The following is a 26,323-nucleotide window of genomic DNA, read 5'->3' on the forward strand; positions in this document are numbered from 1 at the left end:
AATGTTCAAAAAAATACTGATCGCCAACCGTGGCGAAATCGCCTGCCGAGTGGCCGCTACTGCGCGCCGAATGGGTATCCAGACTGTGGCCGTTTATTCGGACGCTGATGCCGGAGCCAAGCATGTGCAGGCCTGCGACGAAGCGGTGCACATTGGCGGCAGCGCACCCAAAGACAGCTACCTGCGCTGGGAGCGCATCTTGCAAGCCGCGCAAGATACGGGTGCCCAGGCCGTGCACCCGGGCTATGGTTTTTTGAGCGAGAACGAAGACTTCGCCAAGGCCTGCGCCGCAGCGGGCCTGGTGTTCATCGGCCCGCCCGCCTCGGCCATTTTGGCCATGGGCCTCAAGGCCGAATCCAAGCGATTGATGGAATCAGCCGGTGTGCCGCTGGTGCCCGGCTACCACGGCGCTGACCAAGATCCGGCCTTGCTGAAGCGCGAAGCCGACCGCATCGGTTACCCCGCCCTCATCAAGGCCAGCGCTGGCGGCGGCGGCAAAGGCATGCGCGTGGTCGAAAAGTCCGAAGACTTTGCGGCAGCGCTGGCCTCCTGCAAGCGCGAAGCCATCAACAGCTTTGGCAGCGACGCGGTGCTGATTGAAAAGTATGTGCAGCGCCCGCGCCACATCGAGATTCAAGTGTTTGGCGACACGCAGGGTAATTGCGTGTACTTGTTTGAGCGCGACTGCTCGGTGCAGCGTCGTCACCAAAAAGTGCTCGAAGAAGCTCCTGCTCCTGGCATGACCGAAACGCTGCGTGCCCAAATGGGCGCAGCTGCCGTGGCCGCTGCCAAAGCGGTGAATTACGTGGGCGCTGGGACGGTGGAATTCATCGTCGAGCAAACGGCTTATGACCAGCCCGAATCCATGAAATTTTTCTTCATGGAGATGAACACCCGCTTGCAGGTCGAGCACCCCGTGACCGAGGCCATCACGGGTCTTGATCTGGTCGAGTGGCAACTGCGTGTGGCCAGTGGCGAGCCGCTGCCTTTGCGCCAAGACCAATTGCGCATACAAGGCCATGCCATCGAGGCCCGTATCTGTGCCGAGAACCCCGACAACAACTTCTTGCCAGCCACCGGCACTTTGCAGGTTTACCGCAAGCCACAAGCGACCAGCTTTGAAAGAAGTACGGTTCGTATCGACGATGGTGTGCGCGAGGGCGACACCATCAGCCCGTTTTACGACTCCATGGTGGCCAAGGTGATCGTGCATGGTGACACGCGCGAGCAAGCGCTGGCCCGTCTGGACACCGCTTTGGCGCAAACCCATATCGTGGGCCTGAACACCAACGTACAGTTCTTGCGCCATGTGGTGCGCAGCGAGGCCTTTGCCACGGCCAAGCTCGACACCGCGCTCATCCAGCGAGAAGCCGCCGTCTTGTTCAAGCAAGAATCCGTGGGCCTGCCTGCCGCCGTGGCTGCGGTGGTGGCCCACGCCCTGCACGCCGAAAAAGCCCTGCAAGGCGCAGACCCCTTCAGTCGCCGCGATGGCTGGCAGTCGCACGGCTTGGCGCAGCGCCGCTTTGAATTTGTCTGGCAAGACCAGCCCCGCTCGGCTCGTCTGAACTACCTTCACGACGGCGCTCTGAGCCTGTCATTGGAAGGCGATGACGCTGCATCTGGCGTGCTGACATTTGCTGCCCATGGCGAAGGCCTGTGGGTGCAGTGGGGCAGCACCCCCCGCTGCTTCAGTCAGCTCGACTGGCAAGGCGAAACTGCGCACCTCTTCACGCCCCAAGGCGCGACCCGCATCACCGTGCTCGACCCACTGGCGCACGCTGGCGAAGCCGCGCAAGAAGGCGGTCGCCTCACGGCCCCCATGCCGGGCAAGGTGGTGTCCTTTGCCGTCAAGGCGGGCGACAAGGTCAAAGCCGGCCAGCCTTTGGCGGTGATGGAAGCCATGAAGATGGAGCACACCATCAGTGCGCCCCAAGACGGCACCGTGGCCGAGTTGCTGTACGCACCCGGTGACCAAGTCGCTGACGGGGCAGAGCTGCTCAAGCTGGCCGCGTGAGTTCTTGTGGGTCGGAGCTTCAGCTCCGACGATCTGCGATTGGCAACAGCCGCATGTCGGGGCTGAAGCCGTCGACCTACAAAACGGTAAGCCGGCCGTCGTTGTTAGCCGCTGCGACAACGCGGTCATCGGCTTGCTGACAAAATCGCTGCATGAAAATCACCATCTGCTTTGCCACCCTGCCCCCCGAGCCTTGGGTGCAAGCTGTTCAACAAGCTTTCCCTGCCGCCGAGGTGTTCGCCTGGGCCCCGGGCGCGCCCCAAGCTGACCATGCCATCGTTTGGGCCCCGCCCCAGCAGTTCATCGACGAGCAGTCGACCCTGCAGGCCCTGTTCAACATTGGCGCAGGCGTGGACGCCCTGCTGCAGTTGAAGCTGCCACCCAGCTTGAAGGTCGTGCGCCTGGACGATGCGGGCATGTCGGTGCAGATGGCCGAGTTCGTGTGCCATGCGGTGATCCGGCATTTCCGTGAGCTCGACGCATACGAGGCCGATGTGAAAACCGGACGCTGGTCTTACCGCAAACCACAAAGTAGGGCCGACTTTGCCGTGGGTGTGATGGGCTTGGGCGTTCTGGGCGAGCGGGTGGCCAAGGCCTTGCAGGTGTTTGAATTCCCGGTCAACGGCTTCAGTCGCAGCCCCAAAGACCTGCCTGGCATTCGCTGCTTCCATGGGCCGCAAGGCCTGCCCGAATTTTTGGCCGCCACGCGTGTGCTGGTCAACCTGATGCCGCTCACGACTGAGACCGAAAACATCCTGAACCAGAGCACTTTGTCGCAACTGCAACAAGGCGGCTACCTGATCAACGTGGCCAGGGGCAAACATTTGGTCGACGAGGACCTGCTCGCCCTCATCGACAGCGGCCACCTGTCGGGGGCCACATTGGATGTGTTCCGCACCGAGCCACTGCCCGCAGGCCATGTGTTTTGGCAACACCCGAAAATCACCGTCACGCCCCATACCTCGGCCCGCACCCTGCGCGAAGAAAGCATCGCGCAAATCGTGGGCAAAATCCAGGCATTGCAGCGTGGCGAGCCGATCAACGGCGTGGTCGAGCACCATCGCGGCTATTGAACATCCAAAGAACCCCATGAATATTCCCTCACGCGTTCAACTCATCGACGTCGGCCCCCGCGACGGCTTACAAAATGAAAAGCAACCCGTAGCTGCGGCGGTCAAGATCGAACTGGTCCACCGCTTGCAGGCCGCAGGCCTGACCGAGATCGAGGTCACCAGCTTCGTCAGCCCCAAGTGGGTGCCCCAGATGGCTGACAACGCCGAAGTGATGGCCGGCATCCAGCGCCAGGCGGGGGTGCTTTACTCGGTGCTCACGCCCAACATGGTGGGTTTCCAGGCGGCGGTAGCTTCGCGCCCGGATGAGATCGTGGTGTTTGGTGCTGCCAGCCAAGCGTTCAGCCAAAAGAACATCAACTGCTCGATCGAAGAAAGCATGGAACGCTTTGCGCCTGTGGTGCAAGCGGCGTTGGCGGCGGGCATGGCGGTGCGGGGTGCGATGAGTTGTTCAGTAGGTTGCCCTTATGAGGGCGATGTGCCTGCGGCCAGCGTGGCCCATCTGGCCAGTTTGATGAAGCAGATCGGCGTGCAGCGCGTGGACATGGCCGACACCATTGGCACGGGGACGCCGCTCAAGGTGCAAAAGGCCATCGAGGCCACCATGCAACATTTCGATATCGACCACATCTGCGGCCATTTTCACGACACTTACGGTCAGGCACTGGCCAACACGCTGGCGGCGCTGCAAATGGGCGTGTGGAATTTCCAGTCCTCTGTGGCGGGCCTGGGCGGCTGCCCTTACGCCAAGGGGGCCACGGGCAATGTGGCCACCGAAGACGTGGTGTACATGCTGCATGGCATGGGCATTGCCACCGGCATTGACTTGGACAAATTGGTCGATGCGGGAGCCTTCATCAGTGACTTTTTGGGCCGCAAACCCAACTCGAATGTGGCCAAAGCCATCCTCAACAAGCGGGCGGGCTGAGCCATGTGCGGTGCAGAACTTCATGCGCTGCCCGAAGGCGTGCAACGCGTCGCCAGGGCTTTGCAAGATGCCCATCACCCCCATGCACCGGTCATGCTCGATGGGGCGGCCCGAACTGCACAAGAGGCCGCCGATGGCCTGGGTGTGCAGTTGGGCCAGATCGCCAAGAGCGTGATCTTCAAGCGCAAGGAAGACGGTGTGGCTGTGCTGGTGGTCACCTCGGGCGACCGGCGCGTGGACGAGAAAAAAGTCGCCGCCCTGGTCGGTAAGATCGGTCGTGCCGATGCCGATTTCGTCAAGGCCCACACGGGCTTCACGATTGGCGGCGTGTCCCCCGTGGCGCACCTGAGCCCACCTGTGACCTTGCTCGACCAGGACCTGTGGCGCTTCGAAGAAGTCTGGGCCGCTGCCGGACATCCTCACGGCGTGTTTCGCTTGCGACCCCAGGACTTGCCCGATTTGACCCAGGCCAGTCCTGCCGATGTGGTCCAGGGCAGCAGAGATGACAGGGCTCAGGAGAGCCCTGTGCACCTGAGCATGACGAAGGTGGCCCTATGAATGCGCACATCAAGCTGCTGGTTCAGCGCGCTGAGCAGGTGCTGACCCAGCCCCAGCCCAATGTGCCTTCGCCTTGTTTGTCTGTTTGCGTCATGGACCCGCAGACTGAGGTGTGCGCAGGGTGTTGGCGTAGCCTAGAAGAAATCGGTGTTTGGAGCCGCATTTCAGATGAGGCCAAGCGCCAGGTCTGGCAGCGCATACTGCAGCGCCTGACGGGCGTGAGCGGGACGACCTGAACGCGAGCAAAACCGGAAAAGGCGTTCATTCGCCCAACAAATGGGCGCTTGGGCCGTCCTCAGGGTGCCTCTGCCTGGCTTCGGTCCACCACAATCAAGACATTGCAGGGTGATTCTTCCACCAGCGATTTGGCGGTGGAGCCGCTCCACCAGCGGCGCAGCAGGTTGGGTTCATGCTTGTGACCGACCACGATCAGGTCGGCCCCCACACGCTCGGCAAAGCCCGACAACTCGCGGATCACCTCACCCTTGAGCACCTCGCCCTGAACCGTGTAACCCATGGCTTTCAGGGTGTGCACGCCTTGGGCCAGTTGCGCAGCCAGGGTTTCTTCCAGTGGCCCTTGGTTGGCCGAGGCGTAATAGCCCATCTCCATCGAACCCACATCCAGCGGGTTGGGCGCCACCGCCACCAGGGTCAGGCGGGGCTGGCCCCAGTGCGCCAGCTCCTCGAGTTCGAGCAAGGCCTTTTGCCCAGTGATGGAACCGTCATAAGCCAGGATGATGTGTTTGTACATGGGGTCTCCTTGAGGTGCTGCGGGTGACTCTGGCCCAGTGTGGGGGTTTTGGTCACCTGTTCATGCCAATTCATTCTAAGGACAAGATGGCCCGCGCAAGTTGGTGTTGACCCTATAGACTTGGGCCAAAAACAAGGCGTTGAGAGAGACACCCCACACCGGCAGGCCCTTATGAAAACCATCCACTTCTATCTTGACTTCATCTCGCCCTATGCATGGCTTGGGTTTGACGCCCTGCCGCGGGCATTGGAAGGCATCAGCCACCGGGTGGTGCACAAGCCGGTGTTGTTTGCCGCCATGCTCAAGCACCACGGGCAGCTGGGACCGGCGGAAATTGCTGCCAAGCGCGACTGGACGTATCGACAGGTGCTGTGGCAGGCAAGGCAGCAGGGCACGCCTTTGCAGTTGCCGACCCTGCACCCCTTCAACCCGCTGGGCTTGTTGCGACTGGCCACCGCGTGCGATGCCGATGGTCAGCCCAATCGCTACGTGTGCGAGCAGGTGTTTCGCCATGTCTGGTGTGCGGGCGAGGACGCTGCCGACACGCAGCGCCTGGCGCAGTTAGCAGCCCACCTCAGGCCCGCCAGGGACGCAGCCAGCGCCGAGGTCAAGCAGGCCTTGCAGGCACACACCGACGAAGCGCTGGCGCTGGGCGTGTTTGGCGTGCCCAGCTTCCGGGTCGACGACAAATTGTTTTGGGGGCAAGACGCCTTGCCCATGCTGCGCGCTTACTTGCAGGGCGATGCCTGGTTTGACGGCCCAGATTGGCAGGCCCCGGCGCAGTGCGGGGTGGGTGTCAGGCGCGCATGACCTGACCCACTTCGCCAATGAAAAAAACCCGATCGCATGACGCGATCGGGTTTTTAGTTGGAAGGGTTCAGGTTGGCAAGACAGGTCTTGCCAACATAGACCTGTCAGTGCATCGCAGTCCCTTGAGAGGTCGAGCCGTCAAAGCTTGGGAAGCGAACATTCTCGACCATGTCCTGAACTTCTTGGTCGGGTGCTTTGGTCAGCAGCGACACAACGATGATCACTGCAAAGCCCAGGGGCACGCCGAAGATACCGGCCGAGATGGGGGCAATGTCCCACCAGGTGTTGGCCTTCAGGATTTCTGGGGTCAGCGAACCATTGTGGAACAAGCCGTACATCCAGGGATGGGTCTTGGCCATGTAGTAGAACGAGATGCCCAAGCCGGCCACCATGCCCAGCGAAGCGCCCCACTTGTTGGCACGCTTCCAGAAAATGCCCAGGGTCAACGCAGGGAAGAAGGCTGCCGCAGCGAACGAGAAGGCCGCAGACACCAAGAACAAAATGTCCGCCATGCGCAGCGATGCGACATAGGCGGCCGCCAAGGCCACGAACACCAAAATGGCTTTGGACAGCGCCACGCGACGGCTGGCTGAGGCGTTGGGGTCAATCACTTTGTAGTACACGTCGTGCGACAAGGCGTTGGCGATGGTCAGCAGCAGACCATCGGCCGTGGACAAGGCCGCAGCCAAACCACCGGCCGCCACCAAACCAGAAATCACGAACGGCAAGCCGCCGATTTCAGGTGTGGCCAACACGATGATGTCACCACCCAATCGGATTTCCGCCAACTGCAAGATGCCATCTTTGTTGATGTCAGACACCGCCATCAGCGTGGGGTCGACCACGTTCCAGCGTGCAATCCATCCGGGCAACTGGTCAAACGGTGTGCCGACCAAGAGGGTGTAGATGTCGAACTTGACCAACACCGCCAAAGCAGGCGCTGTGAAGTACAACAAAGAGATGAAGAACAGCGACCAGGCCACCGACTCACGCGCTTCACGCACCGAAGGCACGGTGTAAAAGCGCATCAGGATGTGCGGCAGCGCAGCCGTACCGATCATCAAGCAGAAGACCAGAGCCAAGAAGTTCTTACGGGCCACATCTCGAGCGGCATCGTCCTTGCCTGGGAAAGGCTCGGCATGACGCAGGGGTGGGTTGGCACGTGGTGCATTGGCAGCACGCGCAGCTGTATAGGCCGCTTTGGCAGCTGCTTCGTCTTTTGGCAGAGCCGCCAAAGCCGTTTCAGCGGCCTTGATGTCTGCTGCGGGCGCGTTGGCGGTCTTCAGCTCCTCCAGCTTTTTGGTGGCGGCTTCTTTGTCCGCGGCAAGGGCTGCTGGCACATCTTTCAGCTTTTCAGCGGCTGCATCGGCACGTGCTTTGAAGATACCGCGAACTTCGAGTTCTTTGGGGTCTTTCAGCAGTTGCTCTTCTTTGGCACTCACTTTTTCAAGCAGATAGCCATAAGAGATCTGGGGCACTGGGTTGCTGGTGTGTTTCACCGACAGCCAGACCACGGGGATCATGTAAGCCACGATCAAGATCAGGTATTGCGCCACCTGGGTCCAGGTCACTGCGCGCATACCGCCCAAGAACGAGCAGACCAAAATACCGGCCAAACCGACATACACGCCCACATCGAAGGACAGACCGGTTAGGCGGGCTGTGATCAAGCCCACGCCGAAGATCTGCGCCACGACGTATACGAAGGACACCAAGATGGCCGCAAACACGCCAATCAGGCGAGCCATGTTGCCGCCGTAGCGTGCGCCCAAAAAGTCAGGGATGGTGAACTGGCCAAACTTGCGCAGGTAAGGCGCCAGGAACAAAGCCACCAAACAGTAACCGCCTGTCCAGCCCAAGATGAAGGCCAAACCGCCGTAACCGGTCAGGTAGAGCGTTCCGGCCATACCGATGAAGGAAGCCGCCGACATCCAGTCAGAGCCGGTGGCCATGCCGTTATAGATGGCAGGCACACGTCGGCCGGCCACGTAGTACTCGGCTGCGTCGTTGGTCCGGCTGATCACACCAATGCCGCCGTACAAGAGCACGGTGGCTGCCAGGAAGGCGTAGCCGATGTACTCTTTGGGCATGCCCATTTGCTCGAGGATGCCGAGCACGATGACGAAGGCCGCAAAGCCACCGCCGTAGAAAAGGAAGACTTTGTTCAGAGACTTCTGAAACTGGCTTTGGGTTTGCCCCGTTCCGTCAAATACGCTCATGACTCTTCTCCTTCTGCAACGCCATATTCCCTGTCAAGGTTATTCATGTAGCGTGCGTAGTACCAAATGATCAGGCAATAAACGATCAGTGCGCCTTGGGCTGCGACCCAAAACGAAAATGGCCAGCCAAAAAAGCTGAACGTCAAGTCACGCGCAAAGTACAAAAGTACAAACGTGACCAAGAACCACAAGGCCAGCAAAAGCCCCGTGATTCTCAAGTTTTTGCCCCAGTATTCCTGGTGCCTTGCAGTGAGCTGCATCTTCATCTCCTTCTTGTTGAAAAACCAAACTACCGACTGTCACTTCTTTAATGGATGTCCCCCGCTTGTGGGGTGTGCTGAAGTCAAACGGGTCTGTCCAGGTTCAAGCCTGTTTCTCTCACCAGCTGGGCGGCCACCTTGGGCTCGAACCCATTCAAGTGACGAATGACTTCCAGCGCTTTTTCGGGCGCCTGCATTTCCATGTGCACACGGGCCATTTGGTACCAAGCGTAGGGGCTCATGGATTGCAATTCGGTGTTGCGCTTGAAAGCCACCAAAGACTCTTCGAACCGTCGCTGACGCACCAACACCAAGCCCAGGCCATACCAGGCACGGTCCATTTTTTCGTCAATCTGAATGGCCGCTCTGAATGCGTGTTCAGCTTCTTGGCTTCGCCCCAATTCTTCACACACGAACCCCACATTGAAGTGGGCGTTGGCGAGGGTCGGTGTGAGCACCAAGGCGCGTTCAAAAAACCCCAAAGCCTGAACCAAGTGCCGATCGTTCAATTCGTTAAAACCCAAGCTGTTGAGGGCCAACACATCTTGGGGATGGATTTCAAGGATGTCTTGAAACACCGCGTGGGCTTTGCTGCGCATGCCCAAGACCAAAAAAGCTTTGGCTTGAAGACGCAACCAAAAACACCGGCTTCGGCTGGAGGTGTCCGATGGGGCTGATGGAAGATGTGTTTTCACTGACATGCCGCAATGCCCATCTCAAGACAAAGTTCGATCTTCAATTGCACCACCACCACCCAAGCGATCAAAAGCCAGCTGCTGGTGGCCAAGGGGATGTGTCGGTCCAGGATGAGTTTGGGGCTGATTTTGCGAGTGAACCAAAGCGCTGGTTTGGAAGCCACGTCGAGCAATTGGTAAAAAACATTGGTGTCACGGTTGGCGCCCGCCAGCAATCCCAGCAAAAAACGCCCGATGATGAACATGAGCGAAAGTTCGATCAAACTTTTGGCGATGACAATGGCAAGCAACATAGAACTTTATTGACGTGGATCAAAACAAACTTTTGGGATTCTATAAATTGGCTTGTTGTCCACCTAATCAGACTTAAAACCCTTTAAAAAGTGTGTAAATAAAATTTTCCCGCGATGATTTTGGCGCTTCATTCGGAGAAGTTGTTGTACCTGACGGCTACCTTACATTTTTTGCTTGGATTGCAGATGTCGATGTTCCCTAAACACAAGGGAAAACACCGATTAAACAGGGGTCGATTTTTGGGGGTTGACAAACGATCAACCCGGCCCTACAGCGGAAAAGTAGCGCGTTCAGGCTTTGGGGACGGGCCTGCCTGCAGCGGCCTCTTGCGCTTCCCAGTGGTTCATGAGCCATGCGTAAATGACAACGATGCAGATGAACAGCAGGATGGAGCCTTGCGCTGCCATCCAAAAATACAAAGGCCAACCCCCAACCATCACAGTCAGATCACGCGCAAAAAAACTGGGGCCAAAGCTCACCAACAGCCAGACCAGCAAGAGGACCGCAGTCAAAATGCGTTTCTTGTGAATGAACGTCATGACATCAAGACGGCTAATTGTTCACGAAATCTTCACCAATCCACTGCGCCGCTTTCTCGGCAATCATGAGTATTGGGCTGTTGGTGTTGCCACTGGTGATGGTGGGCATCACGCCTGCATCCACCACACGCAAACCCGCAATGCCGCGCACTTGCAGGCGCCCATTGACCACGGCCATCGGGTCGTCATCGCGCCCCATGCGGGTGGTGCCCACCGGGTGGAAGATGGTGCTGGCAATGTCACCGGCCAGTTTGGCCAGTTCTTCATCGGTTTGGTACTGCACGCCGGGCTTGAACTCTTCAGGCGCAAAAGGCTTCATCGCGTCTTGCGCCATGATGCGGCGCGTTACGCGCAGGCTGTCTGCGGCCACCTTGCGGTCTTCGGCAGTGGCCAGATAATTGGGCGCAATAGCCGGTGCGTCCTCAAAATGCGGACTCTTGATGTGCACCGTGCCCCGACTGGTCGGGTTCAGGTTGCACACACTGGCCGTGATGGCCGGAAAACTGTGTAGCGGCTCGCCAAACGCCTCCAGACTCAAGGGCTGCACGTGGTATTGCAAATTGGCGTGCGGCTGCAACGGATCGCTCTTGGTGAAAGCACCTAACTGGCTGGGTGCCATGCTCATGGGGCCGGTGCGTTTGAAGGCGTATTCCAGGCCGATCATCGCCTTGCCCCACAGGCTGTTGGCCAGGGTGTTCAAGGTTTTGGCGTTGTTGACCTTGTAGACCGAGCGGATCTGCAAATGGTCTTGCAGGTTGGCGCCTACACCGGGAAGCTCATGTTGAACTTCAACGCCCACACCTTGCAGTAAAGCCGCAGGTCCGATACCCGATAGCTGCAAAATTTGCGCAGACCCGATGCTGCCCGCACTCAAAATCACCTCTTGCATGGCCTTGACCTCGACCATCTCCAACCCCGTCCAGACCCGAGCGCCCGTGCAGCGCTTTTTGCCGTTGGGCTGAGTTTCGATCAGCAGTTGGCTCACCTGGGCTTTGTTCCACAATTCAAAGTTGGGGCGTGAATAGCAGGTGGGGCGCAAAAAGGCCTTGGCCGTGTTCCAGCGCCAGCCGCTGCGTTGGTTTACATCAAAGTAAGCCACGCCTTCGTTGTCGCCTCGGTTGAAGTCGTCGGTGGCGGGAATGCCCGCTTGCTGTGCGGCTTGCGAAAACGCGTCCAACACGTCCCAGCGCAGACGTTGCTTTTCAATGCGCCATTCGCCACCCGTGTTTCGTCCACGCAAGGTGTGCAAATAACCGCCTTTGGGCAAATCGGTGGGGGCGAGCAGTTCAGACTTGGCCCCTTTGGCCCCGTGAAATTCGTTGGCGCCGTTGTAGTGGTCTTCGTGCAGCTTGAAGTAGGGCAGTGCCTGATCCCAGCGCCACGCGTCGTTGCCGGTGATCTGCGCCCACTGGTCGTAGTCGCGTGATTGGCCCCGCATGTAAATCATGCCGTTGATGCTGGAGCAACCGCCCAATACCTTGCCGCGTGGGTAACGCAGGCTGCGTCCGTTCAGGCCCTCGGTGGCTTCGGTTTGGTACAGCCAATCCGTGCGCGGGTTGCCAATGCAGTACAGGTAGCCCACCGGGATATGGATCCAGTGGTAATCGTCTTTTTTGCCGGCTTCGATCAACAGCACGCGCTTGCTGGCATCGGCACTCAGGCGATTGGCCAGCAGGCATCCTGCGGTTCCGCCGCCAACGATGATGTAGTCAAAGGTGTTGTCGTTCATGATTTTGTTCGTGGGGTCTGCGGATATCTTGAGCGAGGTTCGCTGTGCGTCTGACTGTAATGGATGAGGTGAAGGGTTAGAGCCAGGGGTGACGATCCGAATGAACGGTTCAATTTTGAGGCCGCAACAGGGATTGGCGTCCAAATTGGGTGTCGACGCTCAAGTTGTCGCAGCAAACAGCATTAAGTAATTACCCTTGGAAAGGGCTTTTTCCTGCAATGTGGAAAAAATACCAAGGGTAAACACCCGGTATGTAAGCCCATGTTGGTTGCCCGTCAGACAGGGGCAAGTGCCGGCATTAAGAATCGGCGCACGTTCTCGTGTTGAGGACTCTTTTTTGGAGACAGCTTCATGGCTACAACAGCAGCTCGCCCGATGACAGCGGAAGAGAAGAAGGTGATTTTTGCCTCTTCTCTGGGCACCGTTTTTGAATGGTATGACTTTTACTTGTACGGCTCATTGGCAGCGATCATTGCCAAGCAATTCTTCAGTGGCTTGGACGAAGGCTCTGCTTTCATCTTCGCGCTGTTGGCGTTTGCTGCCGGTTTCATCGTGCGTCCTTTCGGTGCGATCTTCTTCGGCCGTTTGGGCGACATGATTGGCCGCAAGTACACCTTCTTGGTCACGATCCTGATCATGGGTGCATCGACCTTCATCGTGGGCATCTTGCCCAACTACGCCAGCATTGGCGTGGCCGCTCCTGTCATCCTGATCTGCCTGCGCTTGCTGCAAGGCTTGGCTTTGGGTGGTGAGTACGGTGGTGCCGCCACTTATGTGGCCGAGCATGCTCCTCAAGACAAGCGCGGTGCTTACACCGCGTGGATCCAGACCACGGCAACTTTGGGCTTGTTCCTGTCGTTGATGGTGATTTTGGGCACACGAACCATCATCGGCGAAGAAGCTTTTGCTGACTGGGGCTGGCGCGTTCCTTTCCTGGTCTCGATCATCATGTTGATCATCTCGGTCTACATTCGTTTGAGCATGAACGAATCGCCTGCTTTCGTGAAAATGAAAGCCGAAGGCAAGACCTCCAAAGCGCCTCTGTCCGAAGCCTTCGGCCAGTGGAAAAACCTGAAGATCGTGATCTTGGCCCTGATCGGGTTGACCGCGGGTCAAGCGGTGGTTTGGTACTCCGGTCAGTTCTACGCGTTGTTCTTTTTGACACAAGCGTTGAAAGTGGACGGCGCCACCGCCAACATCATGGTCGCGATCTCCTTGATCATCGGCACACCTTTCTTCATCGTGTTCGGTGCCCTGTCTGACAAGATTGGCCGCAAGCCCATCATCTTGGCTGGTTGCTTGTTGGCCGCCTTGACTTACTTCCCTGTGTTCAAGGCATTGACCAAGGCTGCTAACCCAGACTTGTACGCTGCCCAAGCCGCATCGCAAGTGGTGGTGATTGCTGATCCAGCCGAGTGCTCGTTCCAGTTCAACCCCACAGGCACTGTGAAGTTCACATCGTCTTGCGACATTGCCAAGCAACGCCTGGCTGGCGCTTCGGTGAGCTATGTCAATGAAGTGGCACCTGCCGGTACACCCGCCATCATCAAAGTGGGTGAGACCGTGGTGAACGTCAAGTACTCTGCTGCAGACATCGCTGCTGCCAAGGCCAAGGCTGAGGAAAAGCTGGTTGCCCTGAACGCTGCTGAACCCAAAGATGCCAAGGCCATCGAAGCAGCCACCAAGTCCGTCAAAGACCTGGGCACCGAGAAGACTGCCGGTGCCACCTTGCTGGCCTCCAACTTGGGTGCCGCATTGAAGGCTGCCAACTACCCAGTCAAAGCTGACATGGCCAAGTTCGACAAAGTGACCGTCATCGCCATCCTCTCCTACTTGGTGTTGTTGGTGACCATGGTGTACGGTCCTATCGCTGCCATGCTGGTCGAGATGTTCCCCACCCGCATTCGTTACACATCGATGTCCTTGCCCTACCACATTGGTAATGGCTGGTTCGGTGGTCTGTTGCCCACCACCGCTTTCGCGATCGTGGCCCAGACCGGTAACATGTACAACGGCTTGTGGTACCCCATCATCATCGCTGGTGCAACCGTCGTGATCGGTGGTTTGTTCATCAAAGAAACCAAAGACGTCGACATCTACGCTGACGACTGATCTTTCTTGTCAGCATCCCGGGGTGACTCGGGTGCTCAATTTTGGGCCTTCCCTCTGTGGAGGGCCTTCTTAGTTTTGGAGATGAATGATGTGGAAAATTGTTGTGGGTTTCGTGATTTTTGCTGGTTTGGCTTTGTATGTGATCAGCAAAGGCGGCGACAGCCTGGACATGAGCGGTGAAAAGCACGGCGCAGACGCCGTGCATGTGGAGCCCGCCAAAGCAGACGCGTCTGCACCTGCGGCACCTGCTGCTGCACCGGCCTCTGACGCCAGCGCTGCCAAGTAATTGGCCGCTGAGTGCTTGACCCCGGTCAAGTGCCTCAAACCAAAGCCACGCCTGTGCGTGGCTTTTCTTTTGTCCGCGCGTGTTGTCATGTTCTGAGCCCTAGAATGTTTGGCCTCCACCCCAAAAAGCCCGTCCATGTCCCAAGGTCTCATCCGCATCCGTGGTGCCCGTCAGCACAACCTCAAAAACATCGACTTGGACATCCGTACGGGTGAGTTGACCGTGGTCACCGGCCCCAGCGGCTCGGGCAAATCGAGTTTGGTGTTTGACACGCTGTACGCCGAAGGCCAGCGCCGCTATGTAGAGACCTTCAGCGCCTATGCCCGCCAGTTTCTGGACCGCATGGACAAACCGGCGGTGGACAAGGTTGAAGGCGTGCCTCCGGCGATTGCGATCGACCAGACCAACCCGGTGCGCAGTTCGCGCTCCACCGTGGGCACCATGACCGAGCTGAACGACCACCTGAAGTTGTTGTTCGCCCGATTGGGCCAGTTGTTTGACAAAGACACCGCGCAAAGCGTGCGCACCGACAACCCCGACACGGTGTATGCCGAACTGGCGCAGCGTGCCGCACAAGCGGGCGACCCGCGCCTGTACCTGACCTTTCCGGTCGAGCTACCCGCCAACACCAGCGCCGAGCAGGTTGAGCAGTGGCTCTCGGCCAGCGGATTCACCAAAGTGCAGGCCGAACGCGAAGTGGCAACCCCCACCGGCCCGCGCAAAGTGCTGGACGTGATCGCCGACCGCTTTCGCATCGGCACCGCCGAAAAAGCCCGTGTGGTCGAAGCCATCGAAGTGGCCCTCAAACGCGGCGGTCGCCTGAATGTGTATGTGGAGAAATTGGGGTCAGATCCCAATTTCTCCGCTGCTTCCTCCTCTGAGACCGCCTTTGACATCTGGCGCTTTTCGACAGGCTTGCATTGCCCCGACAGCGACCAGCGCTACACCGATCCGATCCCGTCGATGTTCTCGTTCAACTCGGCGGTGGGGGCGTGCGAGACCTGTAGGGGTTTTGGCCGCGTGATCGGCGTGGACTATGGCCTGGTCATTCCCAACCCCAAGCTCACATTGCGGGCCGGGGCCATCAAGACGCTGCAAACGCCCGCCTGGCAAGAAAACCAGGACGACCTGATGCGCCACGCTGAGGCCGCAGGCATTCCGCGCGACACGGCGTGGGACAAGTTGACGAAAGCCCAGCAAGACTGGGTGATCAACGGTTCGCCCGAGTGGAAGGGCCGCTGGAACCACCAGTGGTATGGCGTGAAGCGCTTTTTTGAGTACCTGGAGAGCAAGGCCTACAAGATGCACATTCGGGTGCTCTTGTCCAAGTACCGCAGTTACACCGAGTGCCCCAGTTGCCAAGGGGCGCGTTTGAAGACCGAGAGTTTGCTCTGGCGCATTGGCAGCCACTCCGATGCCGATGGGGTTTTGCCGGTGGCACAGCGTTTCATGCCTGCCGGTGTGAAGTGGACGCGGGCGCAGTTGGAGGCGCTGCCGGGCTTGAGTCTGCACGACATGATGATCATGCCGCTCGATCGTTTGCGTTTGTTTTTTGACCGGGTGTCTGCTTCTGGGCATGCGTCTTTAGGAGCTGGGGAGGCTCCGGCCGGGGATGGGCTGGGCTCCTCATACGGCGGGGGTACACCAAAATCGTCGCCCAGCCCATCCCCGGCCGAAGCCGTGGGGGCCAGCGCAAAAGCGCAAGAGCAGATAGCGACAGCGACAGAGAGGGCACTCAACGCTCGATCAACCACAAGGTCTGCGTCAGAGCGGGGGGCGGGAGACGATTTTGGCGTACCCCCGCCGTATGAGGAGCCCGCCCCCCGCTCTGATGCAGACCGAACCTCAGCAGAAACCACCGAAGCAAAACGCTCTAACGCAGACCGAACCGCCGAAGAAACAACGAAGGCAAACAACCAAGGCCCGAGTGCCGAACAAAAAGCCCTGCAACTCTTGCTGGAAGAAATCACCACCCGCCTCAAATACCTGTGCGACGTGGGCATTGGCTACCTCACCCTCGACCGCCAAAGTCGCACGCTCAGCGGCGGTGAAGTGCAAAGGATCAACCTCACAACCGCCTTGGGCACCAGCCTGGTCAACACCCTGTTTGTGCTCGACGAGCCCAGCATTGGCTTGCACCCACGCGACATGCATCGCATCACCTTGGCCATGCACCGCCTGCGTGACGCGGGCAACACCCTGGTCGTGGTGGAGCACGACCCGGCCGTGATGATGGCGGCCGACCGCATGATCGACATGGGCCCCGGCCCCGGTGAGCGCGGCGGGCAAATCGTGTTCGACGGCACCACGGCCGATCTGCGCAACGCCGACACGCTGACGGGCGCTTATTTGGGAGGCCGCAAACAAGTGGGCCTGGGCTTCAAGCGCATGGTGAGCGACAGCACGCCGCGCTTGATTCTGGAAGGTGCTCGCGAGCACAACCTGCAAAACATCAGCGTGGACTTTCCGCTGCAACGACTGGTCACCGTCACCGGCGTCAGCGGCTCAGGCAAATCGAGTTTGATTCAAGACGTGCTGGCCCCAGCACTCATGCGGCACTTTGGCAAAGCCACTGAAACGCCTGGCGTACACGATCGATTGTTGGGCGCTGACCACCTGAGCGATGTGGTGTTTGTGGACCAGTCGCCGATTGGCAAGACGGCCCGTTCTAACCCGGTGAGCTATGTGGGCGCGTGGGATGCGATCCGGGAGATTTTTGCCACTGCGCCACTGTCGCGCCAGCGCGGTTACACCGCCAGCAAGTTCAGCTTCAACGGTGGCGATGGGCGTTGCCCCACCTGTGGCGGCTCGGGCTTTGAGCACGTTGAGATGCAGTTCTTGAGCGACGTGTATTTGCGTTGCCCTGATTGCGACGGCAAACGTTATCGGCCTGAGATTTTGGAGGTCACCGTTGAGCGGCAAGCCATCGGCGGTGTGGTGCGCCACCTCAATGTGGCCGACATTCTGCAGCTCACCGTGAGCGAAGCCGCCGCCTTGTTCGCGCAAGACCGCGACGTGATCCGTGCCCTGCAACCCATCGTGGATGTGGGTCTGGAATACGTGCGCTTGGGCCAGCCTGTGCCCACCTTGTCGGGCGGCGAAGCCCAGCGCCTCAAGCTGGCGGGCTTTCTGGCCGAGGCCGCCAAGAGTGCCTCCAAGAGCCGCCAGAGTTTGGCGCGCAAGGGCACGCTTTTCATGTTTGACGAGCCGACCACCGGTCTGCACTTTGACGACATCGCCAAGCTCATGCGGGCTTTGCGCAAGCTGCTCGAAGCTGGGCATTCGCTCATCATCATCGAGCACAACCTGGATGTGATCCGCGCCAGCGATTGGCTGATCGATCTGGGGCCGGAGGGTGGTTATGCGGGGGGCCTGATCGTGGCCGAGGGCACGCCCGAAGACGTGCGTCAACACGCGACATCACACACGGGGCTGGCGCTGCGCGACTATGCCGAGTCGATGGGTGAGGTGCATGGTGTGGCTGAGCGTTTGAATGTCTATGGGGGCGAGGCTGCGGTGGCAGAGGGTTCCTCATACGGCGGGGGTACGCCCAAATCGTCACCCTCTGACACCGCAGCCTCGCTCACCAGCGTTCGGGGTGGGGTTGGTGCAAGTTCAATGGCCCCAGTCGCTCGGCGTGCGCCTGTGTTCAACAACAACATCCAGATCGTCAATGCCAAAGAGCACAACCTCAAAAACCTGAGCGTCAACATCCCACGCGGCAAGTTCAACGTGGTCACGGGCGTGAGTGGCTCCGGCAAATCCACGTTGGCGTTTGACATCCTGTTCAACGAAGGCCAACGCCGCTACCTGGAAAGCCTGAACGCCTATGCCCGAAGCATCGTGCAGCCTGCAGGCCGCCCCGAGGTGGATGCGGTGTACGGCATCCCGCCCACCGTGGCGATTGAGCAGCGCTTGTCGCGCGGCGGTCGCAAATCTACCGTGGGCACCACCACTGAGGTCTGGCATTTCTTGCGTTTGCTTTACGTCAAGCTGGGCATCCAGCATTGCGTGCACGACAACACACCGGTGCAGCCACAAACGCCCGACAGCATCGTCGCCCAGCTGATGACGCAGTTCAAGGGTCAGCACATCGGCCTGCTGGCACCGCTGGTCGTCAACCGCAAGGGCGTGTACACCGAGTTGGCCGACTGGGCCCGTCCACGTGGGTACACCCATTTGCGCGTCGATGGCGACTTTTTGCCCACACAAGGCTTTCCGCGCATTGACCGGTTCAAAGAACACAATATCGAGCTGCCCGTGGCCAGCCTAGATGTGTCACCTGCTCATGAATCCGCCTTGCGCCAAGCTTTGACCAAAACACTGGAACACGGCAAAGGCGTGGTGCACGTGCTGAGCGATTTGGACGGCCTGCGCGAAGCCATGTTCAGCGGCGAGTCCACCGCCCGTATTGGGCAGCACCGTGTGTTCTCCACACTGCGGGCTTGCCCGGCGTGCGACACCTCGTATGCCGAGCTGGACCCACGTTTGTTTTCGTACAACAGCAAACACGGATGGTGTCCTGATTGCGTGGGCACGGGGGTCAAGCTGAGCAAAGATGAGCGCCAAGTGTTCGACGACTCGGTGCAAGATGACAAGAACAAGGGCCGCGAGCAAACCTTTGCCGAGCCTGAGATCGAAGACCTGGCCAATGTGGCGTGCACCCGTTGCGAAGGCACCCGCCTGAACGCCACGGCTCGCGCCGTGCGGCTGGGCGCAGCACCGGGCCAAGGTTGGCGAATCACCGACATCGCCAGCTTATCGGTCACCGATGTGCGGCACTGGGTTGACAAGCTGCAGCTCACCGGCCGTGACGCCGACATCGCCCGCGACCTGGTGCCCGAAATTAAAAGCCGTTTGGAGTTTTTGGAAGAGGTGGGCTTGGGTTATCTCACGCTGGATCGGGGTGCGCCCACGTTGTCGGGTGGCGAGGCGCAGCGCATACGCTTGGCCGCGCAGCTGGGCAGTAACTTGCAAGGCGTTTGCTACGTGCTGGACGAGCCCACCATTGGCCTGCACGCGCGCGACAACCGGATTTTGCTCAACGCTTTGCAAAGCTTGAGCGACAAGGGCAACACTTTGGTGGTGGTGGAACACGACGAAGACACCATCCGCCGCGCTGACCACATCATTGACATCGGCCCAAGCGCCGGTAAACGCGGTGGCCGTTTGGTAGCACAAGGCTCGGTGGCCGACATCACGGCATCTGCCGATTCGCAAACGGGTCGCTATTTGTTGCATGCGATGAAGCATCCGATGCAAGTTCGCAGGTCGGTGTCGGTCTCGACACGGGGCAATGGGCCGGACTCCTCATATGGCGGGGGTACGCCAAAATCGTCGCCCAGCCCATCACCCCATGTCGAGACATTGGCGTCGCTGCTGAATCAATTGGGGTCAGATCCCAATTCTTTTCAAACCGCCAACGTCGCAGCCGGCGATACCGCGACCGCATCCACCAAAGTCAAGGGCAAAAAGAAGGCCACCCTGCCAGCGGTGCCGGACGCCACAGAAGTGACCACGACCCAGTGGCTCACCTTGACTGGCGCCAACTTGCACAACCTGCGCCAAGTCGATGTGCAGGTCCCGCTCAAACGGTTGGTCGCCGTCACGGGTGTCAGCGGTTCGGGCAAGTCCACGTTGGCCCGCGATGTGTTGCTGGCCAATGTGCAAGCACTGGTTGGGCAACGCTCCACCTTTGCAGGCCGCACTGCACAAGACGCCGGCCATCGGGTGGCGTTGTCGGCCTGCACGGATGTACAAGGTTTTGAGACGATCGACCGCGTGCTGGAAGTGGACCAAACTCCGATTGGTAAAACACCGCGCTCTTGCCCCGCCACTTACATCGGCTTTTGGGACACAGTTCGCAAACTGTTTGCCGAAACTTTGGAGGCCAAAGCGCGGGGTTATGCCGCCGGGCGTTTCAGCTTCAACACCGGCGAAGGCCGTTGCCCCGGCTGCGAAGGCCAGGGCATGCGCACCATCGAGATGAGCTTTTTGCCCGATGTGAAAGTGCCTTGCGAAACCTGCCGAGGCGCGCGCTTCAACCCAGAAACCTTGGCCGTGACCTGGCGCGGCAAAAGCATCGGCGATGTGCTAAAGATGGAAGTGGACGAAGCGGTGGACTTTTTCGCCAGCATGCCCAGCATCGCGCACCCGCTGCAACTGCTCAAGGATGTGGGTTTGGGCTATCTGACCTTGGGCCAGCCTTCACCTACGCTCAGTGGCGGTGAAGCCCAGCGCATCAAGCTGGTGACCGAGCTGACCAAGGTGCGCGACGAGGTGGGTAAGCGCGGCAACAAAGCGCCGCATACGCTGTATGTGCTGGACGAGCCCACCGTGGGCTTGCACATGGCCGACGTGGACAAACTCATCAGCGTGCTGCACCGCTTGGTCAACGCCGGTCACAGCGTGATCGTGATCGAACACGACCTGGATGTTATCGCTGAAGCCGACTGGGTGATTGACCTGGGACCCGAAGGCGGCAACGCTGGGGGCCGAATTGTGGCGGCCATGACGCCCGAGGCTTTGGTGCTGTTGGGCACGCACACCGGCGTGGCGCTGGGGCCGGTGCTGGCGAGGGTTTGAAGTCGGAGGCGCGGGCTGCAAAGATGGACCCCGGGCTCGCACGGGATCCATGACTGACAGCGCTTACAGAACGCCCAATCGCCAAAGCGATGTGACCTCTGCTGCCCGCGCCGTATGCAGCGGGTCGCTAGGGTCCTGAGCTTTGCCATGAACCGGTTTCACGTCCGTGCGGCCCAGCACCTGCAGACCCGCATCGGCGATCCAGCTCAGCAGTTCTTCGCGTGTGCGCAAACCCAAGTGTTCGGCCAGGTCCGATAAGATCAGCCAGCCTTCGCCGCCTTCAATCAGGTGCGCCTCTAGGCCACCCAGAAAGCCTTTGAGCATCTGACTGCCTTCGTCATATACAGCCTGCTCCAGCAGCGAAGTCGGGCGAGCTGGCAGCCACGGCGGGTTGCAAACCACCAACGCGGCCTGGCCAGGCGGAAACAAATCGGTGTGTAAGAGCTGAACCTGGTTTTGCAGGCCCAGGCGCTGCAGGTTGTCGCGGGCGCATGCCAATGCACGTTCCGACAGGTCGGTGGCGATCACTTGCGCTGCACCTCTGCGAGCCAGCAGGGCCGACAAGACGCCGGTGCCCACCCCAATGTCAAAAGCCACCGAGTGGGTCTTCAAAGCAGCAGGCCATGGGGCTTGGGCCACGAGTTGGACATACTCACCCCGCACTGGCGAAAACACGCCGTAGTGCGGGTGGATGCTCAAGTTTTCTCCCAAAGCGGGCACCTCGACGCCATTTTTGCGCCACTCGAACGCGCCAATGACACCTTGCAAACTGCGCAATGACACCACGCGGTTCTGTCCATCGGCAGGCCCAAAGGCTTGTTGCAAAGCGGTTTGGGCAGCGGGCGCTCGGCGCAGCGCGATGCTGTAATCGGGCTGCAATTCGATCAGGATTTGGCCGAGAACGCGGACGCGTTGAGATTGCGCCTGGCGGTGGGCGTTGAAGGCCGAAGGGGCCGGGTGTGCGCTGTCGCGGTGTTTGGTGGAGGATTTTTTGGGGCGTGCAGGGCGCTCCAGGCGGCGTTTGAGCGCCTGCAGCAACTGGCGGGCATTTTGAAAGTCGCCGCGCCACAGCAAACCCGTGCCTTCACAGGCCAGGCGGTAGGCGGTGTCGGCGTTCAAGGTGTCATCCACCACCATCAGCTTGGCTGGAGGGCGAGCCCCATGGTCAGTCACCCAAAGCGCGCTGCGCGGATGGCCATCTTCTTGCCAAGTGAGGGGAGCCGGTGGGGTCATGAGAAATCTCGGCCCAGTGACCGGTGTGCTGTAGAGGTTGCATCATAGCGGCCGCTGGGCGGGTGGCCGCGAAGACCTGCCTACCCTTCGACATCATGGGTACAGGCAAAATAGCGCTTGTGGATACACCCAACCCGATCAACCCGCCCATGCCATCCCCAAGCCAGCCCTTTCTGTCTTTCTCGGAGATGACGGCTGTGTTGGTGCCCACTTACAATCCTGGCACCTTGTGGGTTGATTTTCTGTCAGGTTTGCAGGCGCAAACGCCGGCACCCGCGCTTTGCTGGGTGCTGGATTCAGAGTCCACCGACGGCAGTTTGGCAAAAACCACGCAGGCCGGCCTGGTGGTCCATACGGTTCAGCGCAAGCAATTCAACCACGGCGGCACCCGCCAATGGGGCGTTGAGCGCTTGCCCGCCGGGGTCGAGTTTGTGGTGTTCCTCACCCAAGATGCGGTTTTGGCCGGCCCTGAGGCGCTCGGGCATTTGTTGTCTGGGTTTGCAGACCCCGAGGTGGCCGCTGTGTATGGACGCCAGACGCCGCATCCGCAGGCCAGCGCGATCGCCGCGCACGCCCGACATTTCAACTACCCGGCGCAATGCCAGACCCGGCGCTGGTCGGACAAGGACCGTCTGGGTCTTAAGGCCTGTTTTTTGTCCAATGCTTTTGCGGCTTACCGCTTGTCGGCACTGCGCGCCGTGGGGGGCTTTTCGCCGCGTGTGATTTTGGGCGAGGACACGCACTTGGCCGCTCGCCTGTTGCAGCAGGGACATGCCATTCGCTATGAGGCGCAGGCGCTCGTTTATCATTCACATAATTACTCTTTGACGAGTGAATTTGCACGCTACTTTGATACGGGCGTGTTCCACCACGATGAAAACTGGATGATCCAGAATTACGGCAAAGCGGGCCGAGAGGGCCTCCGGTTTTTGAAATCGGAAATCCGATTCCTTTTGCACCACGCGCCCTGGCGTTTGCCGGAGGCCTTGGTGCGCACGGCCCTCAAGGTGCTGGCTTACCGATTGGGTCGTTCACACATGCGCTTGCCCGTGGGCTTGAAAAAACAACTGTCCATGCACAAAGGGTTTTGGGTGTGAAGCGGGTGACCCCAAAACAGGGCCAGACTGCCGAGCCTGTGGCGTACCTGAGCCTGTTCAAGATTCGGTTGTCCAAATTGGCCATCATGTTGGGCGATGCCGTGGCCATGGTGGTGGCATTTGTCATATCGTTGCCACTGACCGCCGCGCTGGTGTCGCCGGAGGGCGTGTCGATCAAGTCCTGGTGGGCAGGGCAGGACACGCAGCGCTTCATCGCCTGGGGCCTGATGGGCGTGCTGGGCCTGGTGTTGCTGCTGAGCCGTTACCAGCATTACAGCGACCGCAGGCCTTTGTGGGACGAATTGGGTGATTTTTTCCGCTTGGTGGGCGTGTTGGCCTTGATGGACATGGCGTTGGTGGCTGTAGCCCGTTGGAATGCTTCGCGGTTGTGGTGGCTTGTGTCCTGGGTGCTGGTCTTGCTCATGCTGGTCTTGATGCGCTATGTGACCCGGCAAATCCTCAAAAAGTTTTCGCTTTGGTACCGGCCCACGGTCATCATTGGCATCGGTGCCAACGCAGAAGAAGCGGCGTTGGCCTTGAACAGCCAGCCCGAGCTGGGCTTTTCGGTGCAGGGCTTTGTGGATGCGGGCGGAGGTGGGGGCCGGGCCTCGGACACAACCTACCCGCGATTGCCCGAGTTGGAGATGGCGCAATACGCCAAGCAACCGGGTATTCAGTGGGTCATTGCGCTGGAGCATGCCCAGTCCGATCAACGCGAACAATGGTTGCGCCAGTTGGCCCAATGGGGCGCACCCGACATCAGCGTCATTCCTGCCATGCGTGGCGTGCCTCTGCATGGGACGGACATATCGCATTTTTTTTCGCATGAAGTAGCCTTGCTGCGCATGCGCAACAACTTGCGCCGCTGGCCTGCGCGTTTGACCAAAAGGCTGTTTGACACGGTCGCTGCTTTGGCCTTGTTGCTGGTCCTCAGTCCAGCCTTGTTGCTGATGGCTTGGGCCGTTCGCCGTGATGGGGGGCCGGCTTTGTTTGCCCACCCACGCATTGGCAAAAAAGGCAAGATTTTCAACTGTTACAAGTTCCGCACCATGGTGGTCGATGCCGAAAAACAGCTGGAGCACCTGTTACAGCAGCAACCCGAACTGCGCAAGCAATGGCAGACTGAGCACAAACTCCGTTCAGACCCGCGTGTCAGCCAGGTCGGGCGATTTTTAAGGCGCACCAGTCTGGACGAGTTGCCGCAACTGATCAACGTGATCCGGGGCGAAATGAGTTTGGTGGGGCCGCGCCCAGTGGTGCGCAGTGAGTTGCCCCGTTACGGTGACCAAGTGGGCTATTACCTGATGGTGCGCCCTGGCATGACTGGCCTGTGGCAAGTCAGCGGGCGCAACGACGTGGATTACGACACGCGGGTCTACCTCGACAGCTGGTACGTCAAAAACTGGTCTCTATGGCACGACTTGGTCATTCTGTTCAAAACCATCTCGGTGGTGTTGACCCGTCAGGGCGCTTACTGAAACCCAGACTTAGCTTGACGGAGTTGACTGCAAAATTCGTTGTGCCAACTCGGTGAACCCGGCCCCTCTGGGCGCTTGGGTCACAAACCGTGGCTTGAACTGCAACTGCGACTCAAAGCGCGCGATGTTGGCCACGCCCACACTGTAGGGGAAGTGTTCGAACATCACCTGGTCGTTGGTCGAGTCGCCCACATACACCCATTGCGGCAATTCTTGGTCCAGTGAACGCCCCAGCAGGGCTTGCAAAATCCAGCGTGCACCACTGAGTTTGTGGTGTTCACCGAACCAACCGTTGATGTGGATGCTGCTGACTGTGGCCACCATGGATTCGCTGCGCATGATGCGAACCACCTGGTCGATGGCTTGCGGGGGCAATTGGGTGAATTCGCTGTGGTCAATCGCGACGTCGGTTTCGCGGCCTGCGTTGTCGCGCGCCAAAACAGCTCCGGGCACCTCGCGCAAAATTCGCGCAGCCACGGATTGCATGCGCGCAAAATTCGCAGTGCGTACAGCCTCGTTTTGCTGGTAAATCGCCTGGGGTTTGCCGTGGAGTTGAGGAATCCAGGCGGCGGCCCCGTTTTCGGCCACTACCGCATCCACGGGCCAGCTACGGGCCATGTCGCGGCTCCAGCCCATGGAGCGACCGGTGATGGGAATGACCGTGAGGCCAGCTTGCTTCAGGTCGCGCAGTGCCTGCAATGCGTCGTTGGTGATGGCCCCGTCGGTGGTCAAGGTGTCATCGATGTCGGTGAACACCCCCAGCCAGGGCCGAGGGGGGCGTGGCCAATGCGTCAGGTCCAGCATGGCGCAGCGCGTCAGTGGGCCAGTGCCTTCAGGCGCTGGAGCACCGCCAGCGTGGCCGCACTCTGGTTCATGGTGTAGAAGTGGATGGCGGGCACGCCACCGTTGATGAGTTGCTCGCAAAGGTCACTCACCACATCCAGGCCGAAGGCCTTGATCGAGTCGGTGTCGTCGCCGTAGGCTTGCAAGCGCAGCCGGATCCAGCGCGGGATTTCGGCCCCGCAGGCGTCAGAGAAGCGCAGCAATTGCGTTGAGCTGGTGATGGGCATGATGCCCGGCACCACGGGCACATCGACACCCAGTTTGTAGGCGTCGTCCACAAAGCGGAAATACGCATCGCTGTTGTAGAAGTATTGCGTGATGGCCGAGTTGGCCCCAGCTTTCACCTTGGTGGCAAAGGCTTGTAAATCAGCTTCAGGCGATTTGGCTTGCGGGTGAATTTCGGGGTAGGCGGCCACCTCAATGTGGAATTCGTCGTTGGTTTCGGCGCGAATGAAGGCGACCAGATCGCTGGCGTAATGGAACTCGCCACCTGCGCCATAGCCGCTGGGCAAATCACCGCGCAAGGCCACCAGGCGTTTGACGCCCATGGCCTTGAGCGTGGCCAATTCGTTGCGCACCGAAGCTTTGGTCGCACCAATGCACGAAAAGTGCGAAGCCGCAGCTACCCCTTCGCTCAAGATGGCACCCACTGTGGCAAATGTGCCTTCTTGTGTAGAGCCCCCAGCGCCGTAGGTCACTGAGCAAAACTCGGGCTGCAGGCTGTACAACTGTTCGCGCACGCTGCGCAGTTTGTCTGCGCCTTCGGGTGTTTTGGGCGGGAAAAACTCTAGGCTGATGGGCAGTTTCAAACCAGACATCACT

General features: G+C 59.5%; 21 protein-coding genes. 11 read left to right on the plus strand and 10 right to left on the minus strand.

From position 1 onward, the window contains the following. The first annotated feature begins 1 nt into the window (after position 1). The 5 genes from B9Z49_RS17025 (at position 2) to B9Z49_RS17045 (ending at position 4,806) form a co-directional block, all read left to right on the plus strand. Positions 2-2,014 carry an acetyl/propionyl/methylcrotonyl-CoA carboxylase subunit alpha gene (locus B9Z49_RS17025; protein WP_108354632.1) on the plus strand — a complete coding sequence of 671 codons (2,013 nt, stop codon included), beginning with the start codon at positions 2-4 and terminating at the stop codon, positions 2,012-2,014. A gap of 152 nt (positions 2,015-2,166) precedes the next feature. Continuing rightward, positions 2,167-3,087, plus strand: coding sequence for a glyoxylate/hydroxypyruvate reductase A (locus tag B9Z49_RS17030; RefSeq protein ID WP_108354633.1), 921 nt, complete (start codon positions 2,167-2,169; stop codon positions 3,085-3,087). Between the two features lie 16 nt (positions 3,088-3,103). After that, positions 3,104-4,012, plus strand: a complete 909-nt coding sequence (locus B9Z49_RS17035; protein ID WP_108354634.1) for a hydroxymethylglutaryl-CoA lyase — start codon at positions 3,104-3,106, stop codon at positions 4,010-4,012. A 3-nt stretch (positions 4,013-4,015) separates the two neighbouring features. Continuing rightward, a complete protein-coding gene (locus B9Z49_RS17040; protein ID WP_108354635.1) occupies positions 4,016-4,570 on the plus strand; it encodes a YbaK/EbsC family protein in 555 nt (184 codons plus the stop codon). After that, positions 4,567-4,806: a DUF1289 domain-containing protein gene (locus tag B9Z49_RS17045; RefSeq protein WP_108354636.1), complete on the plus strand. Its 240-nt coding sequence runs from the start codon at positions 4,567-4,569 to the stop codon at positions 4,804-4,806. Before B9Z49_RS17040 ends, B9Z49_RS17045 begins: the two co-directional genes overlap by 4 nt. 59 nt (positions 4,807-4,865) lie before the next feature. Here the strand turns inward: B9Z49_RS17045 and B9Z49_RS17050 are convergent, their stop codons facing one another. After that, positions 4,866-5,321 carry a universal stress protein gene (locus B9Z49_RS17050; protein WP_108354637.1) on the minus strand — a complete coding sequence of 152 codons (456 nt, stop codon included), beginning with the start codon at positions 5,319-5,321 and terminating at the stop codon, positions 4,866-4,868. A 171-nt stretch (positions 5,322-5,492) separates the two neighbouring features. Between B9Z49_RS17050 and B9Z49_RS17055 the strand changes: the two genes are divergently transcribed. Next, complete coding sequence (locus B9Z49_RS17055) at positions 5,493-6,131, plus strand: 2-hydroxychromene-2-carboxylate isomerase (protein WP_108354638.1); 639 nt, start codon at positions 5,493-5,495, stop codon at positions 6,129-6,131. 104 nt (positions 6,132-6,235) lie between these two features. On the opposite strand, the gene B9Z49_RS17060 is transcribed toward B9Z49_RS17055, so the two are convergent. The 6 genes from B9Z49_RS17060 to B9Z49_RS17085 all read right to left on the minus strand — a co-directional run bounded on the left by B9Z49_RS17060 (position 6,236) and on the right by B9Z49_RS17085 (position 11,867). After that, positions 6,236-8,350, minus strand: coding sequence for a sodium:solute symporter family protein (locus tag B9Z49_RS17060; protein ID WP_108354639.1), 2,115 nt, complete (start codon positions 8,348-8,350; stop codon positions 6,236-6,238). After that, on the minus strand, positions 8,347-8,610 hold the full coding sequence (locus tag B9Z49_RS17065) for a DUF4212 domain-containing protein (RefSeq protein WP_108354659.1): 264 nt from the start codon (positions 8,608-8,610) through the stop codon (positions 8,347-8,349). The genes B9Z49_RS17060 and B9Z49_RS17065 overlap by 4 nt, the downstream gene beginning before the upstream one ends. Positions 8,611-8,693: 83 nt before the next feature. Next, positions 8,694-9,209 carry a tetratricopeptide repeat protein gene (locus B9Z49_RS17070; RefSeq protein ID WP_233254680.1) on the minus strand — a complete coding sequence of 172 codons (516 nt, stop codon included), beginning with the start codon at positions 9,207-9,209 and terminating at the stop codon, positions 8,694-8,696. Positions 9,210-9,301: 92 nt separating this feature from the next. Continuing rightward, positions 9,302-9,598: a hypothetical protein gene (locus B9Z49_RS17075; RefSeq protein ID WP_108354641.1), complete on the minus strand. Its 297-nt coding sequence runs from the start codon at positions 9,596-9,598 to the stop codon at positions 9,302-9,304. 291 nt (positions 9,599-9,889) lie between these two features. Beyond that, the gene (locus B9Z49_RS17080; RefSeq protein WP_108354642.1) at positions 9,890-10,138 is read right to left on the minus strand and encodes a DUF4212 domain-containing protein; all 249 of its coding nucleotides are present in this window, start codon (positions 10,136-10,138) and stop codon (positions 9,890-9,892) included. Between the two features lie 13 nt (positions 10,139-10,151). Next, the gene (locus B9Z49_RS17085) at positions 10,152-11,867 is read right to left on the minus strand and encodes a GMC family oxidoreductase (RefSeq protein WP_108354643.1); all 1,716 of its coding nucleotides are present in this window, start codon (positions 11,865-11,867) and stop codon (positions 10,152-10,154) included. 351 nt (positions 11,868-12,218) lie between these two features. Between B9Z49_RS17085 and B9Z49_RS17090 the strand changes: the two genes are divergently transcribed. The 3 genes from B9Z49_RS17090 (at position 12,219) to B9Z49_RS17100 (ending at position 20,850) form a co-directional block, all read left to right on the plus strand. Further along, positions 12,219-13,979: an MFS transporter gene (locus B9Z49_RS17090; RefSeq protein WP_108354644.1), complete on the plus strand. Its 1,761-nt coding sequence runs from the start codon at positions 12,219-12,221 to the stop codon at positions 13,977-13,979. 88 nt (positions 13,980-14,067) lie between these two features. Beyond that, complete coding sequence (locus tag B9Z49_RS17095; protein WP_108354660.1) at positions 14,068-14,265, plus strand: hypothetical protein; 198 nt, start codon at positions 14,068-14,070, stop codon at positions 14,263-14,265. Positions 14,266-14,706: 441 nt separating this feature from the next. After that, entirely contained in the window at positions 14,707-20,850 is a 6,144-nt protein-coding gene (locus B9Z49_RS17100; protein ID WP_369913766.1) for an excinuclease ABC subunit A, read from the plus strand. A gap of 63 nt (positions 20,851-20,913) precedes the next feature. Here B9Z49_RS17100 and B9Z49_RS17105 read toward each other — a convergent pair whose 3' ends face one another. Continuing rightward, entirely contained in the window at positions 20,914-22,083 is a 1,170-nt protein-coding gene (locus B9Z49_RS17105; RefSeq protein WP_108354646.1) for a class I SAM-dependent methyltransferase, read from the minus strand. 149 nt (positions 22,084-22,232) lie between these two features. On the opposite strand from B9Z49_RS17105, the gene B9Z49_RS17110 reads away from it, so the two are divergent. Both B9Z49_RS17110 and wbaP read left to right on the plus strand, forming a co-directional pair. After that, the gene (locus B9Z49_RS17110; RefSeq protein ID WP_199225091.1) at positions 22,233-23,180 is read left to right on the plus strand and encodes a glycosyltransferase family 2 protein; all 948 of its coding nucleotides are present in this window, start codon (positions 22,233-22,235) and stop codon (positions 23,178-23,180) included. A gap of 5 nt (positions 23,181-23,185) precedes the next feature. After that, positions 23,186-24,658 carry an undecaprenyl-phosphate galactose phosphotransferase WbaP gene (gene wbaP / locus B9Z49_RS17115; RefSeq protein WP_233254681.1) on the plus strand — a complete coding sequence of 491 codons (1,473 nt, stop codon included), beginning with the start codon at positions 23,186-23,188 and terminating at the stop codon, positions 24,656-24,658. A 9-nt stretch (positions 24,659-24,667) separates the two neighbouring features. Here wbaP and B9Z49_RS17120 read toward each other — a convergent pair whose 3' ends face one another. Further along, on the minus strand, positions 24,668-25,462 hold the full coding sequence (locus B9Z49_RS17120) for an HAD-IIB family hydrolase (protein WP_108354648.1): 795 nt from the start codon (positions 25,460-25,462) through the stop codon (positions 24,668-24,670). Between the two features lie 11 nt (positions 25,463-25,473). Further along, entirely contained in the window at positions 25,474-26,319 is an 846-nt protein-coding gene (metF, locus tag B9Z49_RS17125) for a methylenetetrahydrofolate reductase [NAD(P)H] (RefSeq protein ID WP_108354662.1), read from the minus strand. Positions 26,320-26,323: the final 4 nt, after the last annotated feature.

Source organism: Limnohabitans sp. 2KL-51, assembly GCF_003063645.1.
Taxonomy (GTDB): Bacteria; Pseudomonadota; Gammaproteobacteria; order Burkholderiales; family Burkholderiaceae_C; genus Limnohabitans_A.

What these genes read in the sequence shown, in the direction of transcription:
- B9Z49_RS17095 (WP_108354660.1), top strand. Translation starts at nt 14,068, where the DNA reads ATGTGGAAAATTGTTGTGGGTTTCGTGATTTTTGCTGGTTTGGCTTTG.
- B9Z49_RS17070 (WP_233254680.1), bottom strand. Translation starts at nt 9,209, where the DNA reads ATGCGCAGCAAAGCCCACGCGGTGTTTCAAGACATCCTTGAAATCCAT.
- B9Z49_RS17100 (WP_369913766.1), top strand. Translation starts at nt 14,707, where the DNA reads ATGACCGAGCTGAACGACCACCTGAAGTTGTTGTTCGCCCGATTGGGC.
- B9Z49_RS17085 (WP_108354643.1), bottom strand. Translation starts at nt 11,867, where the DNA reads ATGAACGACAACACCTTTGACTACATCATCGTTGGCGGCGGAACCGCA.
- B9Z49_RS17035 (WP_108354634.1), top strand. Translation starts at nt 3,104, where the DNA reads ATGAATATTCCCTCACGCGTTCAACTCATCGACGTCGGCCCCCGCGAC.
- B9Z49_RS17110 (WP_199225091.1), top strand. Translation starts at nt 22,233, where the DNA reads ATGCCATCCCCAAGCCAGCCCTTTCTGTCTTTCTCGGAGATGACGGCT.
- B9Z49_RS17065 (WP_108354659.1), bottom strand. Translation starts at nt 8,610, where the DNA reads ATGCAGCTCACTGCAAGGCACCAGGAATACTGGGGCAAAAACTTGAGA.
- B9Z49_RS17045 (WP_108354636.1), top strand. Translation starts at nt 4,567, where the DNA reads ATGAATGCGCACATCAAGCTGCTGGTTCAGCGCGCTGAGCAGGTGCTG.
- B9Z49_RS17075 (WP_108354641.1), bottom strand. Translation starts at nt 9,598, where the DNA reads ATGTTGCTTGCCATTGTCATCGCCAAAAGTTTGATCGAACTTTCGCTC.
- B9Z49_RS17025 (WP_108354632.1), top strand. Translation starts at nt 2, where the DNA reads ATGTTCAAAAAAATACTGATCGCCAACCGTGGCGAAATCGCCTGCCGA.
- B9Z49_RS17055 (WP_108354638.1), top strand. Translation starts at nt 5,493, where the DNA reads ATGAAAACCATCCACTTCTATCTTGACTTCATCTCGCCCTATGCATGG.
- B9Z49_RS17080 (WP_108354642.1), bottom strand. Translation starts at nt 10,138, where the DNA reads ATGACGTTCATTCACAAGAAACGCATTTTGACTGCGGTCCTCTTGCTG.
- B9Z49_RS17050 (WP_108354637.1), bottom strand. Translation starts at nt 5,321, where the DNA reads ATGTACAAACACATCATCCTGGCTTATGACGGTTCCATCACTGGGCAA.
- B9Z49_RS17030 (WP_108354633.1), top strand. Translation starts at nt 2,167, where the DNA reads ATGAAAATCACCATCTGCTTTGCCACCCTGCCCCCCGAGCCTTGGGTG.
- B9Z49_RS17120 (WP_108354648.1), bottom strand. Translation starts at nt 25,462, where the DNA reads ATGCTGGACCTGACGCATTGGCCACGCCCCCCTCGGCCCTGGCTGGGG.
- B9Z49_RS17060 (WP_108354639.1), bottom strand. Translation starts at nt 8,350, where the DNA reads ATGAGCGTATTTGACGGAACGGGGCAAACCCAAAGCCAGTTTCAGAAG.
- B9Z49_RS17040 (WP_108354635.1), top strand. Translation starts at nt 4,016, where the DNA reads ATGTGCGGTGCAGAACTTCATGCGCTGCCCGAAGGCGTGCAACGCGTC.
- B9Z49_RS17090 (WP_108354644.1), top strand. Translation starts at nt 12,219, where the DNA reads ATGGCTACAACAGCAGCTCGCCCGATGACAGCGGAAGAGAAGAAGGTG.
- metF (WP_108354662.1), bottom strand. Translation starts at nt 26,319, where the DNA reads ATGTCTGGTTTGAAACTGCCCATCAGCCTAGAGTTTTTCCCGCCCAAA.
- B9Z49_RS17105 (WP_108354646.1), bottom strand. Translation starts at nt 22,083, where the DNA reads ATGACCCCACCGGCTCCCCTCACTTGGCAAGAAGATGGCCATCCGCGC.